At 63.1% G+C, this 14,175-nt stretch carries 16 protein-coding genes; 12 read left to right on the top strand and 4 right to left on the bottom strand.

Annotation, left to right across the window (positions count from 1 at the left end):
• The first annotated feature begins 124 nt into the window (after nucleotides 1–124).
• The 6 genes from AC1DLT_RS22095 (at nucleotide 125) to AC1DLT_RS22070 (ending at nucleotide 4,971) form a co-directional block, all read left to right on the top strand.
• Nucleotides 125–1,075: a DUF1403 family protein gene (locus AC1DLT_RS22095; protein ID WP_477488182.1), complete on the top strand. Its 951-nt coding sequence runs from the start codon at nucleotides 125–127 to the stop codon at nucleotides 1,073–1,075.
• Between the two features lie 2 nt (nucleotides 1,076–1,077).
• Nucleotides 1,078–1,722, top strand: a complete 645-nt coding sequence (gene scpB, locus AC1DLT_RS22090) for an SMC-Scp complex subunit ScpB (protein WP_477488181.1) — start codon at nucleotides 1,078–1,080, stop codon at nucleotides 1,720–1,722.
• Between the two features lie 76 nt (nucleotides 1,723–1,798).
• A complete protein-coding gene (locus AC1DLT_RS22085) occupies nucleotides 1,799–2,167 on the top strand; it encodes an antitoxin Xre/MbcA/ParS toxin-binding domain-containing protein (protein ID WP_040123962.1) in 369 nt (122 codons plus the stop codon).
• Complete coding sequence (locus tag AC1DLT_RS22080) at nucleotides 2,160–2,675, top strand: RES family NAD+ phosphorylase (protein WP_477488180.1); 516 nt, start codon at nucleotides 2,160–2,162, stop codon at nucleotides 2,673–2,675. The genes AC1DLT_RS22085 and AC1DLT_RS22080 overlap by 8 nt, the downstream gene beginning before the upstream one ends.
• Before the next feature lie 176 nt (nucleotides 2,676–2,851).
• The gene (locus AC1DLT_RS22075; protein ID WP_477488179.1) at nucleotides 2,852–4,558 is read left to right on the top strand and encodes a sensor histidine kinase; all 1,707 of its coding nucleotides are present in this window, start codon (nucleotides 2,852–2,854) and stop codon (nucleotides 4,556–4,558) included.
• Between the two features lie 11 nt (nucleotides 4,559–4,569).
• Entirely contained in the window at nucleotides 4,570–4,971 is a 402-nt protein-coding gene (locus tag AC1DLT_RS22070) for a response regulator (protein WP_040123958.1), read from the top strand.
• A 39-nt stretch (nucleotides 4,972–5,010) separates the two neighbouring features.
• Here the strand turns inward: AC1DLT_RS22070 and AC1DLT_RS22065 are convergent, their stop codons facing one another.
• From AC1DLT_RS22065 to AC1DLT_RS22050, 4 genes are all read right to left on the bottom strand, one after another.
• On the bottom strand, nucleotides 5,011–6,267 hold the full coding sequence (locus tag AC1DLT_RS22065) for an RNA polymerase sigma factor (RefSeq protein WP_477488280.1): 1,257 nt from the start codon (nucleotides 6,265–6,267) through the stop codon (nucleotides 5,011–5,013).
• 5 nt (nucleotides 6,268–6,272) lie between these two features.
• Nucleotides 6,273–6,614: a YciI family protein gene (locus AC1DLT_RS22060; protein WP_040123956.1), complete on the bottom strand. Its 342-nt coding sequence runs from the start codon at nucleotides 6,612–6,614 to the stop codon at nucleotides 6,273–6,275.
• Nucleotides 6,615–6,727: 113 nt separating this feature from the next.
• Nucleotides 6,728–7,219: a MarR family winged helix-turn-helix transcriptional regulator gene (locus AC1DLT_RS22055; RefSeq protein WP_247038306.1), complete on the bottom strand. Its 492-nt coding sequence runs from the start codon at nucleotides 7,217–7,219 to the stop codon at nucleotides 6,728–6,730.
• A gap of 85 nt (nucleotides 7,220–7,304) precedes the next feature.
• Nucleotides 7,305–8,111 (bottom strand): IclR family transcriptional regulator, encoded by an 807-nt coding sequence (locus AC1DLT_RS22050; RefSeq protein ID WP_477488178.1) that lies wholly within the window; start codon nucleotides 8,109–8,111, stop codon nucleotides 7,305–7,307.
• Nucleotides 8,112–8,204: 93 nt separating this feature from the next.
• Between AC1DLT_RS22050 and AC1DLT_RS22045 the strand changes: the two genes are divergently transcribed.
• From AC1DLT_RS22045 to AC1DLT_RS22020, 6 genes are all read left to right on the top strand, one after another.
• Nucleotides 8,205–8,570: a Rieske (2Fe-2S) protein gene (locus AC1DLT_RS22045; protein ID WP_046668926.1), complete on the top strand. Its 366-nt coding sequence runs from the start codon at nucleotides 8,205–8,207 to the stop codon at nucleotides 8,568–8,570.
• Entirely contained in the window at nucleotides 8,557–8,892 is a 336-nt protein-coding gene (locus tag AC1DLT_RS22040) for a hypothetical protein (RefSeq protein WP_477488177.1), read from the top strand. Before AC1DLT_RS22045 ends, AC1DLT_RS22040 begins: the two co-directional genes overlap by 14 nt.
• Before the next feature lie 36 nt (nucleotides 8,893–8,928).
• Entirely contained in the window at nucleotides 8,929–10,158 is a 1,230-nt protein-coding gene (locus AC1DLT_RS22035) for an amidohydrolase family protein (protein WP_477488176.1), read from the top strand.
• Nucleotides 10,159–10,427: 269 nt separating this feature from the next.
• Nucleotides 10,428–12,026: a thiamine pyrophosphate-dependent enzyme gene (locus AC1DLT_RS22030; RefSeq protein ID WP_477488175.1), complete on the top strand. Its 1,599-nt coding sequence runs from the start codon at nucleotides 10,428–10,430 to the stop codon at nucleotides 12,024–12,026.
• A 108-nt stretch (nucleotides 12,027–12,134) separates the two neighbouring features.
• Complete coding sequence (locus AC1DLT_RS22025) at nucleotides 12,135–13,109, top strand: 2-hydroxyacid dehydrogenase (RefSeq protein WP_477488174.1); 975 nt, start codon at nucleotides 12,135–12,137, stop codon at nucleotides 13,107–13,109.
• A 26-nt stretch (nucleotides 13,110–13,135) separates the two neighbouring features.
• Nucleotides 13,136–13,948 carry a class II aldolase/adducin family protein gene (locus AC1DLT_RS22020; protein WP_477481673.1) on the top strand — a complete coding sequence of 271 codons (813 nt, stop codon included), beginning with the start codon at nucleotides 13,136–13,138 and terminating at the stop codon, nucleotides 13,946–13,948.
• The last annotated feature ends 227 nt before the right edge of the window (nucleotides 13,949–14,175 follow it).

Raw genomic sequence — 14,175 nt, 5'->3', positions numbered from 1 at the left:
GGCTCGTCGATTTTCAGTGTTTTTGCAGCGCGTCCTGCAAATAACGGTGCAAATCCGCAGCCGACGGTGCGGATTGCTGCGCGATCGGTGGCCACAAGCGCACATAAAATTTACGCTCGCGCCCATGATTCCCAAGGCCGTATCTCCGAAGACGCCGTTTCAGCCCGTGCCGGCGGCTCGCTGGGCAGGTCCCCAGACTTTTGCCGCGGACACCGCGGGTGCGGCATTCATGGCGGGTGGCGCGCTTTATCCGCTCGACCAGATCGTTCGGGCCGAACCGGACTGGGCGGGCGCCTGGCGGCAGCGGCTGGCCCTGAAATGCGCGGCGGCGGCTGTACGGCTTGCGGGGCGTTCGGAAGACGAGGCCGGGCTGCGCGATGCCTGGCTGCTGCGCAGGCCGGGGGACGATCCCGGTCCGGCCGGGCAGATCCTTTCGGCGTGGAAACGGCTTGCCTCGCGTTCGTCCGCGCTCGATGCGGACATGCTGCAGACGGTAGCCGGCATGCTCGGCATCAAATGGGACGAGCCGCTGGCAACGCTCACGCAGACGTTTGACGACCTCGGCCTCGCCGGATCGGCCGCGCCGTTCGCGGCTGCGGCGATCATCCGCGAAACGCACACGATCCGCCCCGATGCTGAAGCGCTCGGCTGGTGGCTGGCCGATCTCCTTCTGGCGCAGAAGCTGCGCTGGCCCCTGCCCGTGCCGCTATTGATGAGCCAGCGCTTTTCTTCTGTATTTCGCGCCGAAGGCGGGCGCGGCCGCATTCGGCCCGGTGAAAACGAGTTCGATCGGGCGATCTGCCTTGCCCTGGTGCATGCCGCGGCCGAAGCCGGCCGGCTGGCGGCAGACATCGCCCGGCGCGCCGAGCGGCTTGCGTTCGTCACGCCGAAGCTGCGTGCGAAAGGGGCGGAGGACGGGTTGCGCCTGCTGCTATCCGATGACGCCGTCTCGGGTTCCCTGCAGACACCGAACCTTTCCCGTTTCGCGTCGCGCCGGCTGTTTGAGCGGCTGCAGCAGCTGGAAGCGGTGCGCGAGCTTTCTGGCCGCCCCACCTTCCGCATCTATGGGCTCTGAGCATGGCGAAGCGTGCGCGGCAAATCGTCATCGACAAGGAGCTTCTCCACCTGACGCAGGAGGAGCGGCATCGCCAATGGGCGGCGCGGGTGGAGGCGGTGATCTTTGCCTCTTCCGAGCCCGTCACCCGGAAAGCGTTGGAGCGGATCGTCGGAGAGGACTGCGATATCGAAGCGATCATCGAGGAGATCCGCGAGTCGCTCGGCGGCCGGCCTTATGAACTCGTCGCGGTCGCCGGCGGCTGGCAGCATCGCACGCGGCCGGAATTTGCGGATGTCATCCATGCCTCCGGTGCCGCCAACGCACCGCCCGCAGATCTGACCGATCACCAGGCGTTGGTGCTGATGACGATCGGTTATTTCCAGCCGGTGACACGCGCCGAAATTTCGAAGATTTTCGGGCGCGAGGTGAGCCGTGATACGATCGCGACGCTCCGGCAGCTCGGTTTCCTCGCCTCCGGCCCGCGCAGCCCGACGCCCGGTGCGCCTTATACCTATATCACCACGCCGGCCTTCCTCACCGCCTTCGGTTTCGACACGCTCCGCGACCTGCCGGATACGGAAATGCTGGAGGATGCCGGGCTGCTGACCCGCAAGCTGCCGGTCGACGATTTCGTCGAGCCGGAACTGGAAGAAGACGACGATTAGCGGTAGCACTTGAAATGTGCGGAAATTGAGCTCATATTGACCGATAGATGATCAAAATTGGATCAGGACTATTCACATGGCTCATGCTTTTGAAATCGGCGCCGCCGCTTTCCGTGAACAGCAATCCGCGCTTCTGTCGGCGCGGCGGGTGTCCGATCTGCTCGGACTGACCCAGGCGGAGCTTGCGAAACTGATCGGTGTCGCCCGCAACACGCTGACGGCCAAAAGCGGCGCCCGCAAGGTCGATCTGGCGCTCTCCCCGGTCGTGCGCATCCTGGCGATGGCGAGCGAGATGGCCGGCGACGAGAACCGCGCGGCGATCTGGTTCAAGCACCAGCCTATCCCGGGTTGGGCCGGCAAGACGGCTTACGACCTCGTCGGCGAAGGCAAGGCCGACAAGGTGCTCGCCTATCTGGAGGCGGTGCGCTCCGGCGTCTATGCCTGAATTGGCCCCGGAATCAGGCGTTCTCTGGCGTGCCTATGTGCCGCGCTGGGCGCATGCGCCGCTTTCCGGCGACGGCGCTGCCCGTTTCGGCGGACGCTGGAACCCGGTTGGCGCAGCGACCATCTATGCGGCGCGCGAGCTCTCTACCGCCTGGGCGGAGTACAATCAGGGTTTCGTCCAGCACCCGGCCCTGATCGCCCAGCTTCGGCTCGACGGCGCGCGGCTCGCCGATCTGACCAGTCCCGAGGTTCTGTCCGGTCTCGGTGTCGACGAGACCATCCACCGCTGCGAATGGCGAGCCGATCTCGATGCCGGCCGGATACCGGCAACGCATCTCCTCGCAGAGAGGTTGCTCGATGATGGCCGGGACGGCGTCATCTATCCGTCATTCATGTCGCCGGGCGGAACCTGCGTCGCCCTCTGGCGCTGGAACGGCAAGGACCAGCCGAAGCTCACGGTCACCGACCCCGACGGGCGGTTGCCGAAAAACCCGGCTTCCTGGTTATAGTCGGGGAAAGGGAGGTCGTTTCTTTCCCGGAGTGTCGGTTCGACCACCGGGACGACCATCGCCGCCTGACGCCACACCCACAGCTGTATGGAAAATACTCCGTTCAACCTTGGCATTTAAAATTTAGCGGAATGTAATGTTTTGGATGCATGATGGGCCGAGAGAAAGCGGTGCCCATGCAGCAGAACATCCGTATCACATCGCACGTCACGATCGTGCTGACATTGCTGACGGCACTGACAGCGCTGCTTCTCGCCGGGTTCATGTGGCTTGCCTCGGTCAAGGTGGACGATTTCTCCTTGACCCGGCAGAAGGGCTATGTCGAACAGGGCCTCGACGAGCAGGTAAAAGCCGTACAGCATGAACTGGAAAGCGTCACCGTCTGGAACGACGCGGTCCTGCTTGTCGCCAAGGACGATCACCCATGGATTGCCGACAATATCGGTATGTGGATGCACAAATATTTCAGTCATGACCGCACTTACGTGTTCAACGAGCGGGACGAGCTGGTCTTTGCGATGCGGGACGGCGAGGATATTGCGGCCCTGACCTTTCTCGGCGATGAAAAGGCCGCGGCGGCCTTGCGGGAAGACATCCGGGCGGTGCTCCACAAACGGACCGCACCCGGCGATTCCAATCCCCCGGTGCTTGCCGAAATTTTCGCGGAAAAGATCCTCTCGGTCGCCGGCCGGCCGGCTGTCGTCAGCGCAAGACCGATCGTCCCGAGCAGCGACGAGGTGACGCTGGATGCCGGCAAGGAATTCATCGCGGTTGCCGTCAGATTCCTGGATGCCAGCGCGGTCGAGAAAATCGCCCGTTACGCCCGGATCGAGACGCTGCATTTTACCACCGACACGGCCCAATCGACTGCAGCCATTCCAGTCATCGCCACTGATGGCTCGATGCTGGGATATATGGCTTGGCAGCCCATCCGGCCGGGCCTGATGCTTATCGAGCAGATCGCTCCGGTTGGCATTGCCTGTATCGTCGTGGCCATGGGCGTGGTGATCTTTCTGGGCCGGGGGCTGCGCAAGACAACCCTCGACCTGTCCGAGAGCCGTCTGGCACTGATGCGCCATCGCGACCAGCTCGAAGAGAGCGTCAGGCTGCGGACGACGGAGATCGAGCACCAGCGGCAGGAACTGGACAGGCTCCTGGCACAGGAGCGGCATGTGAACGCCCTGCAGCGTCAGTTCGTCACCATGGCTTCTCATGAGTTCCGAACGCCGCTTGCCATCATCGATGCCGCAGCACAGCGCCTGTCGCGCACGAAAACAACCCAGAAGCCGGAATATGTGGAAGAGAAGTCGGCCCAGATCCGCGCCGCCGTGCTGCGCATGGTGGACCTGATGGAGAGCATCCTGTCGGCGGGCCGGCTGGAAACCGGCAAGACGACGCTGAAGCCGGAACGCCTCTCGCTGGCGGAAATCATCGAATCCTGCTGCGCCCGACAGATGGACGTTCGCAAATCCCACAGGATTCACCGGGACCTCTCGCATCTGCCGCAGACGATCCTTGCCGATCGCACAACGATCGAACAGGTCTTCACCAACCTGCTTTCGAATGCCGTCAAATATGCCCCCCAGGCGCCGGACATCCATATCCGCACCTCGACGAAGAACGGCATGTCCTATGTGTCGATCCAGGATGCCGGCATCGGCATGGATGCCGAGGATCTGCCGAAGCTTTTCCAGCCCTATTACCGGGCCCGCAGCGCGACCGGGATTGCCGGCACCGGCATCGGACTCAACCTCGTCAAGCAGATCGTCGACCTGCATGGCGGTTCAATCTCGGTCGAGAGCGTGCTCGGCCGGGGAACAACATTCACGGTGGCGCTCCCGAACAAGGGACCGCTCGCAAATCTCATCAAACGTGCAGCTTAGGGAAGAGCAGGATGATTACCGTACTATGCATCGACGACGAAGCGGATATCCGCCAGCTCATCGTTGAAGAACTGACGGACGCCGGGTTTGCAACTCTGGAGGCCGCCAATGGGCAGGAGGGGCTGGAGGCCATCCTGTCCTATTGGCCGGACATCGTCATCTGCGACATTTCGATGCCCGTCATGGACGGTCACCAGCTCCTGGCAGAAATCCAGATGAACCACGCCGAGCTTTTCAACATCCCCTTCATCTTGCTTTCGGCCTTGACCGACAAGGACAATGTCTTGACCGGACTGCGGGCAGGGGCGGCGGACTATCTGACCAAGCCGATCGATTTCGACCTTCTGCTGGCCAAGCTCGCCGGCTGCATCGCCCGCCTCGAAAACGACCGGGCGGTCGGTCGGGCACTTTAATCTCAAGGCAAGGCGGCGAAGTTCCTCTCCAGCTCCGGCTCAGGACGTAACTGCGAGTCCCACACGGCGACCTGCCAGGAATCGGCGGATCGCCGGGTCCGTTTCGAGACCGATGGCGCGCTCATAGGCGGCATCGGCTTCCTGTCTTCGGCCGCAGCGGGAAAGCAGGTCGGCGCGGGCGGCCCAATAGGGCTGGTAGTCGGCAAGGCGCTGGTCGCCGTTGACCGCATCGAGCACCGCGAGCCCTTCCTCCACGCTCCGGCCGCTGGCGATCACCACGGCGCGGTTGACGGCAACGACCGGCGAGCCGGTCAACGCCCCCAGATGGTCGTAAAGCGTTTCGAGGATCGCCCAATCGGGCTGACGGCCGAAACGGCGGATTGCATGGGCCGATTGCACGGCGGCTTCCAATTGATAGCGGCCAATCCTTCCGCGGTGACTGGCGGTGAGCAGGATGTCTTCGGCCTCGTCGATCAGCGTCCTGTCCCAGGCGGTCGGGTCCTGTTCGGCGAGCGCTACATAATCGCCGGCCTCGGTCCGCCGCGCGCCGCGCCGGGCTTCAAGATGCAGCATCAGTGCCAGCAGGCCGAGCGCTTCCGGCTCGTCGGGCAGCATCACGGCCACCAGCCGACCGAGCCAGATCGCCTCCTCCGCCAATCCGCGGCGACGGGACGGGGCGGCGGCCGGGTCGATCCAGCCGTCGGTGAAGGCCGCATAGATCGCCTCCAAAACCGCATCCAGCCGTTCGCTCATGTCGGCGCGTTCGGGCAGGCGAAAGGCGATGCCGGCGTCGCGGATCTTGGTTTTGGCGCGGACCAGCCGCTGCCCCATGGTGGCCGGCGGGACCAGGAAGGTGCTGGCGATCGTCGCCGCGTCGAAGCCGAGAATGGTCTGCAGGATCAGCGGCCCACGCATCCGGGCGTCGATCGCCGGATGGGCGCAGGCGAACATCAGCCGCAGCCGCTCATCCGGGATTTCCGCCTGCTGCTGATCGGAAAGCTCGTCGGACAGCAGTTTCAGATGCTCCGCGGCCGCGGCGCGCGTGCCCCCGCGCCTCATCGCATCGAGCTGCCTTCGGCGGGCGACCGTCAGCAGCCAGGCCTCGGGATTTTTCGGAATGCCTGCATGAGGCCAATCGGAAAGCGCCGAAGCGAAGGCTTCCGACAGCGCATCCTCCGCACCCGCCACATCGCGGGTGCGGGCGGCAAGGAAGGCGACGAGCCGGCCGTAGGACTGGCGGGCGACGCGCTCGGCCTCGCCGGAAACCTCGTCCAAAACCTCGCCGCCGCCGACCATCGGCGTCACATCACCCACATCGGGCGCACTTCGATCGCGCCGTTGATCGCTCCCGGGCATTTCGCTGCCCATTCGAGCGCGGCGTCGAGATCCGGCACGTCGATGATGTAAAAGCCGCCCAGCTGTTCCTTGGTATCGGCATAGGGCCCATCCAGCACCTCGGTCTTGTTGCCCGTGACCCGCACCGTGCTTGCGGTCTCGGAAACCTGCAGCCTGTCGCCGCCGACAAGCGCGCCGGATTTCTTCAGCGCTTCGGCATAAGCGATATAGGGGGCGGAATGGGCGCCGCTCTTGGCGTCGGCAGCGAACAATGCTTCGTCGCGATAGATCATCAGCATGTATTTCATGGCTTTTCTCCGTGTGTGCCGCAGCCCGTCATCGGCCTGCTACACCAATGTCGTTCGAGAATAAGCCCGTTCGACACGGCCTGCGAAAAATCTATCGCCGGCCGTGCATTTTGTCAGTCTCCCTTGGGGATGTCGTCGCGCTCGCGAAGATTGCGGGCGACCAGCCGACAAAGCTCGCGGAGCTGCTGGTAGCTTTCCTGGGGCAGGAAGGAAAAGACGTCCCGCTCGACGGCGTCGGCTGCCGCGTCGCAGGCCTTTATCATCCGCTTGCCCTCGGTCGTCAGGCTCATGCGCAGGATGCGACGGTTGGCCGGGTCTTCCTTGCGGGTGATGAGATTGCGGCGCTGCAGGCCGCCGATCAGCTCGTTCATCGTCTGCGGCGTCACGAAGAAGCGACGCGAAAGTTCGGCTGAGGACAGCCCTTCGCGGCTGCCGATGACGCTCAGCACCGTATATTGAATGCCGGTCATCTGCAGCGCCGACAGCGCCACTTCCAGCCGGCTGCGCACGGCATGATTTGCCTGGTTCAGGAAGTAGATCGCCCGGGGCTGCTGCATCACCCAATCGCCGGTGCTTGCTTCTTCGGGCCTGACGTCTTCAGCCATCACGATGCGGTGACCTTCTTTAAACGGTTATATGAGCGGGGTAGCGGAGAAAGTGCAACGGCACAAGTCGCGTTGCACAAAACCCTCAACTTACTGAAGCGCCGAGCCGCAGCGACAGGGATCTGGCGGCACGCAACGTGGCGGTCAGCGGCAGGGCGGAGGGCGCGATATCGAAGCCATCCTGTCGACCGAGCACGGTGACAACCGCTTTCAGATGCGAGCGGTGATCGAAGACGGGGGCGGCGACCGCCGAAAAATCCGGAACCGTGGACGGCAGCGTCGCGGCATACCCTTGGCTGCGCACCGTTGCGAGATCGGTTATGAAACGGGCGATCGAGCCCTCCGCTTCGCCGCCCTGGCGCATCATGGCGCGCAGGTGATGTTCCCATTCGGCATTCGGCAGGTTGGCCATGAAGACCCGGCCGGTCGCCGTCGGCCACAGGCGGACCAGCGATCCGACCTTGATCTCGTAGACGCTGTCGGAGCGGCCCTCGATCTTGTCGACCACGACAGGCGCATCGCCATTCCACACCGCCAGGGTCACCGTCTCGCCGAGCTCGGCGGCAAGCTGCGAGATCGCCGCGCGCGCAAGGCTGAGGAAATCGGTGCGGGAAAGCGAAGCAAGCCCGAGCTGCAGTGCGGCATCGCCGAGATCATAAAGGCCGGACAGCCGGTCCTGCGCGACGAAGCCGGTGCGCACCAGGCTGACCAGATAACCATGCGCCATGCTCGGCGTCATGCCGGCAGCAGCCGCGATATCGTTCAGCCGCATGGCACGGCCGGCATGCTGGATCGCCGTCAGCACCTTCAGCCCCTTTTCAAGCGACTGGATGCCGGCGCCCCTGATCTCCGGGTCCTTGCCTGCCGCTTTCTGGTTTACCGACGCGTCCATGACCTCTCCGCTTGACGTCCTCATTCATCTTTATACAATATAACTGAATGATTTCAAGAATATTGAAATCACGCGAAGGATAAGGAGGAGACCTTGGCGGAATATCTGGTTTGTTCGGAGGATGAGATCGCCGATGGCGGCCGCAAGGTCGTCGCCTGCGGGGAGCGGGAGATCGGCATTTTTCGGGTGAAGGGCGCGCTGCACGCCTGGCACAACATGTGCCCGCACCGGCAGGGGCCGATCTGTCAAGGCCGCATCTATCCTCAAGTCATCGAGCCCGTCGATGAAAGGCAGGAGGTGCGGACGCTCCAATACAACGAAGAGAACATGCACGTCGCCTGTCCGTGGCACGGCTGGGAATTCAACTTGGAAACCGGCCGCAATGCCGGGCCGGCCAAGTACCGCCTGCACCGTGCCGAACTGGCGATCCGGGAGGGGCAGGTCTATGTCGTCCTCTGAACCCACATTACGCAACGACCCCTATGGCTGGATCGAGGACGCCACCGCCGAGATCGAGAAGGCGACGGCCGAACTGCTGGAAAACGGCGAAGCATCGCGCGTCTCGGACGAAGCGGTGGCCCGGATGATGACGGCGGCGATCCGGCTTTACGTCGCCAAGAGCGACGGCGAGGAACGCACCTTTCGGCCGCTGACCGGCTCCCGCGACGAAACGGTGACCGCCACCGAAGCGCTGTCAGCCGTCTCCGAAATCCTGCGCGCCCTGCATCTCGGGCCGATGGAACTGGCGCTCTGGTACCGGCGCCGGCCGGATGAACTCTGAGGCATAAATCCACTCTTTCGCCTGAGGAGAGCGAACATGGATATTTCCAACAAGGATCGCGCCCGCGAATTGCCGGTGCAGCAGATCGACGTCTTCACCGATACGCGCGACATCCTCGCGCATGCCAACCGGGCCGCTAAGAAGCGTGGTTTCGAGGACTGGCTGATCTGTGATGTGGATGCCCACCACACCGAGACGATCTCCTGGCATGAACTGGTGCAATATATCGAGGACCCGGTCATCCGCCATCAGGCTATGCTCTTCCACGACGAGAAGATGGGCACCGCCTCCTACGGCTTGAACGGCGACATGGGCCTCAAATACCAGGACGTCGGCGGCCGCATTCCGCACCAGGCGGGCATCCGCGAAAAGGTCGATGACGGGGTTCATCGCGACATTACCCTCTCGCGCCGGGCGATGAGCGCGCTAGGCGTCGATTACATGGTGCTGTTCCCGACGCCGATGCTGACGCTCGGCCTGCATCCGCAACCGGAAATGGAGGTCTATCTCGGCCGCGCCTATAATCGCTGGCTGATCGACAAGGTGCTCTCCAAGGACGACCGGCTGAAGACGCTCGCCTACCTGCCCTTCAACGTGCCCAAGGAAGCGGAACGCACCATCGAGGAATTTTCCGGCCAGCCGGGTGTCATCGGCTTCTGCGTTCCGTCCGTTCGCCACAAGGCGGTGCACCACAACGACTACATGCGCATCTATGCGATGCTCGAGGAGCGCAACCTGCCGATCGCCTTCCATGCCGCCTATCACTGGCAGGACCAGTCGCTTGCGACCATCAACCGCTTCCTCGGCATGCACGCGCTCAGCTTCGTCTGGTGCAACATGGTCCACATGACCAACTGGATCTTGAACGGTATTCCGGAACGTTTCCCGAAGCTGAAAAGCATCTGGGTGGAAAGCGGGCTCGCCTGGATCCCCTTCCTGATGCAGCGGCTCGACGACCAGTACCTGATGCGCCCTTCCGAGGCGCCGCAGCTGAAAAAGCTGCCGAGCGAATACATGCGTGAAAACTGCTGGTACACGACCCAGCCGATGGAAACGGTGAACATGAAGGCGCTGCAATTGACGCTGGAGATGATCAACGCCGAGAGCCAACTCCTGTTTGCATCCGACTGGCCGCATTTCGATTTCGACCTGCCGCAGGAGATCTACGACCTGCCGTTCCTGAGCGAACAGGCGAAACGGAATATCCTGGGGCTGAATGCGGCGAAGTTGTTCAACCTGGACCCGACGGTAAGGAAGAGTTTGTAGGGACGGGAAGATTGGGCGATCGCTTGCGGTGATGTTGAGCGGCGCGGCATGTTCCCTCTGATCTCCCCCCTTGAGGGGGAGATGTCACGAAAGTGACAGAGGGGGGTGGCGCCGCAAATTCACTACGAAGAGTATGCCGCTGCACCCCCCTCTGCCCTGCCGGGCATCTCCCCCTCAAGGGGGGAGATCGGCAAGAAGCACCGTCGTAACCGCTCCATGCGCCACACGCACCACAAGGTCCAAACATCCATTCACAGGGAATCTCTCACATGACCATCACCGGAGGCGATTCCATCGTCGCATCGCTGCGCGCTCACCATGTGGACACCGTCTTCGGCATACCGGGCGCCCAGCTCTATGGCCTGTTCGACGCCTTTCAGCGTGACGGCATGCGGGTGATCACGCCGCGGCACGAGCAGACCTGCGCCTACATGGCCTTCGGTTACGCACGCGCCTCGGGCAATCCCGGCGTCTATTCCGTCGTACCGGGGCCGGGGGTGCTCAACACTGGTGCGGCGCTGCTGACCGCCTGGGGCTGCAACGAGCCGGTTCTGTGCCTGACCGGGCAGGTTCCGACCGCGTTTCTCGGCAAGGGTCGCGGACATCTGCACGAGATGCGCGACCAGCGCGCCGTTCTCGCCGGCATCGCCAAGTCCGCCGAACGCGCCGACAAGGCGGGGGATGTTTCTGCCGCCATCGCCCATGCGTTTCGCGAGATGCGCTCGCTGAAACCGGGCCCGGCGACGGTCGAAATGCCCTGGGAACAGTTCGTGGCGGAGGGCGAATTCGAGATCGCCTGGCCGCTCGAAAACCATCCGGATCCGATAGCCGACGTGGCGATCGGTGAGGCGGCGGCTGTGATCGGCAGGGCGGAGCGGCCGATGATCTTCGTTGGCCCCGGCGCATTCGAGGCCCGTGAGGAAGTGCTGCGGCTTGCGGAAATGCTGCATGCGCCGGTGGTCGGCTTTCGCTCCGGGCGCGGCGTGGTTTCCAACCGCCACGAACTCGGCCTCACCATCGCCGAGGCGCGAAAGCTGTGGCCGGTGGTCGATTGCGTCATCGGCATCGGCACCCGGCTCGAGGTGCCGAGCTGGCGTTGGAAGCCGAGAGCCGAAGTGCCGGTGGTGCGGCTGGAAATCGACGCGGAGGAGTTGACCCGCACACCGGAGGCCCTCGGCGTACTTGGCAGGGCGAAGACTTCCCTCACAGCGCTGCTTGACGAACTCAAGCCGCGGACGCCTTCCAACGACTGGCAGGAAGCGATCCGAAAGGCGCGCGTGGAAACGGCGCAGGCCATCCAGAAAATCTCGCCGCATTACGGATATCTACAGGCGATCCGCGCGGCCCTTCCGGATGACGGCATCCTTGTCGAAGAGGTCTGCCAGTCCGGTTTCGCCTCCTGGTACTGCTATCCGGTCTACGAACCACGCACCTTCATCTCGACCGGCTTCCAGGGCACACTCGGCTTCGGCTTTCCGACAGCACTTGGCGTCAAGGTCGCCCGGCCGGACGTGCCGGTCGTCTCGATCGCGGGCGATGGCGGCTTCATGTTCGCCGCCCAGGAGCTGGCGACCGCCGCCCAATATGGCATCGACGTCATCACCGTCGTTTTCAACAATTCCGCCTTCGGCAACGTGAAGCGCGACCAGAGCGAAGCTTTTGGCGGGCGGCTGATCGGCTCGGAGCTCAAAAACCCGGATTTCGACAAGCTCGCCGCCGCCTTCCATGTGGATTTCGTCCGCGTGAGTGCGCCGGAGGATCTCCGCACCGCAATCGAGACCGCGATCACGCGTGGCGGGCCGTGGCTGATCGAAGTGCCGCTGTCGCTCGAAAGCGAGGTAAGTCCCTGGAAGTTCATTCACGGGTAATCCGTCGATGACAAATTCCGTTCGACATGGACGAAAAGACCTATCGTCATGGCAGGGAGCCGTATAAAGTCGGTTCCAAGATTTCGATCCGGGGAGGGCATCGTTTCCGTGACATCAGACCAGAAAACCATCCGTATCGTTGTGCTGACGGCGGTCCTGCCGGCTTCGGTGGTCTCGACGCTCGAAGGCATGGGCGGGCGGCAAATGTCGTTCGCGGAGGTCGCAGCCGGGGATGAGATGCCGGGCGTGCAGGTGCTGGTCACCGATCCCGGCGTTGGCGCCAATGCGGAAGTACTGGCAAAATTCCCCGACCTGAAGCTGGTCGCCTGTTACGGTATCGGCATCGACTCGATCCATATGCCGACCATCAAGTCGCGCGGCATCGGTATTTCCAATACGCCGGGGTTGCTGACGGAGGATGTCGCCGATCTCGCGATGGCGCTGATGCTGGCTTCTGCCCGCGATATCGTGCCCCAGACCCAATATATTCGCGACGGCCGATGGACGACGATCGCGGCAAAGGTCCCGCTCGGCCGGTCGCTCAAGAACAAGGCGATCGGCATCGTTGGGCTCGGCAATATCGGCGCGGCGATTGCAGAACGGGCCGCCGCTTTCCGCATGCGGGTTTCGTATCATGGTCCGCGGCAGAAACCTGTCCCCTATACCTATATGCCGGACCTCGTGGCGATGGCGAAGGAGAGCGATTTTCTCGTCGTCGCCAGCCGCGGCGGCGAGGACACCAGGAAGATCGTCAACCGCGAAGTGCTGGAGGCGCTCGGACCCGAGGGTACGCTGGTCAACGTCTCGCGCGGTTCGATCGTCGACGAGGCGGCGCTGGTGGAGGCGCTCAGAACCGGCAAGCTCGGCTTTGCGGCGCTGGACGTGTTCGCCAACGAGCCGAGGGTTTCGGAAAAGCTGCTGTGGATGCCGAATGTGATCATGACGCCACATCAGGGCAGCGCCACCGCGGAAACCCGCCTCGCCATGGCCCTTTTGCTGGTCGAGAATGTCCAAGCGTTTTTCAAGGGAACGCCGTTGCCGACGCCGGTGGTTCCGATCGCAATCTGGGCTTTTGAACTCTAGCTTTTGAACTCTGGGGAGGACGTCACATGGCATTTCAACGTCACGTCATCGGGCTGGCAGGACAGGACCAATCCGGCGAGGTCATCACCGAATTCGACCGGGCCTCGGTCACCGACGAGGAATGGGCAGTGCGCGTCGATCTCGCCGCCGCCTATCGTCTCGCGGCACTCTACGGCTGGGACGACCTCATCTACACGCATATCTCCGCCCGTGTGCCGGGCACGGAAAACCACTTCCTGATCAATCCGTTCGGGATGGCCTTCGACGAGATCAAGGCGAGCAACCTCGTCAAGATCGACCACGAGGCGAAGATCATCGGCAAGTCTGACTATCCGGTGAACGGCGCCGGTTTCGTCATCCACCACGCCGTGCACAAGGCCCGCCACGAGCTCAACTGCGTCATGCATCTGCATACTGAGGCAGGCATGGCGCTTTCCATGCTCGATTGCGGCCTGCTGCCGCTCTCCCAGCATTCGATGTTCTTCTACAACCGCATCGGCTACCACGGCTACGAGGGCCTGGCCCTCAACATGGAAGAGCAGGAGCGGCTCATCCACGATCTTGGGGTCCACAAGAACATGATCCTCAAGAACCACGGCACGTTGACCTCGGGCGAAAGTGTCGGCGAGGCATTCGTCTGGACTTTTTGGCTGGAAAAGGCCGCCCGCGCCCAGCTCGCCGCCATGGCCGCCCAGCCGCAGGGCCTTTCGATCCCGGAAGAGAAGATCGCCGAACTGACAGCGCACATGTACGAGATGTCGCCGGCAAAGCCGGGGCTGAAGGAATGGCCGGCGATGCTGCGAAAGCTGGACAGGATCGATCCGAGCTATCGCGATTGACGTCCGAAATGCCCGCCTGCCGGGAACTGGCGGATCTTCCTGTCATTCTCCGCAACGAAAAAAGCCGGCGTTTCCGCCGGCTCAGACTGCTGACAAACCCGTCGATATTTTCGGCGGGTTTTGTTTTTGTGGATTTGTTTTTCCGCCGGGAGGTCTTGGCGGGAGGCGCAGAAGGATGGGCTGGCTCATGCCGCGGCTGGTTTTGGTGTTTTGATGAGCGCCATTGC

Source organism: Neorhizobium sp. 05N33, from assembly GCF_056397445.1.
The sequence above is the reverse complement of the archived record's forward strand: the minus strand, read 5'-3'. Positions and strand labels throughout refer to the sequence as shown.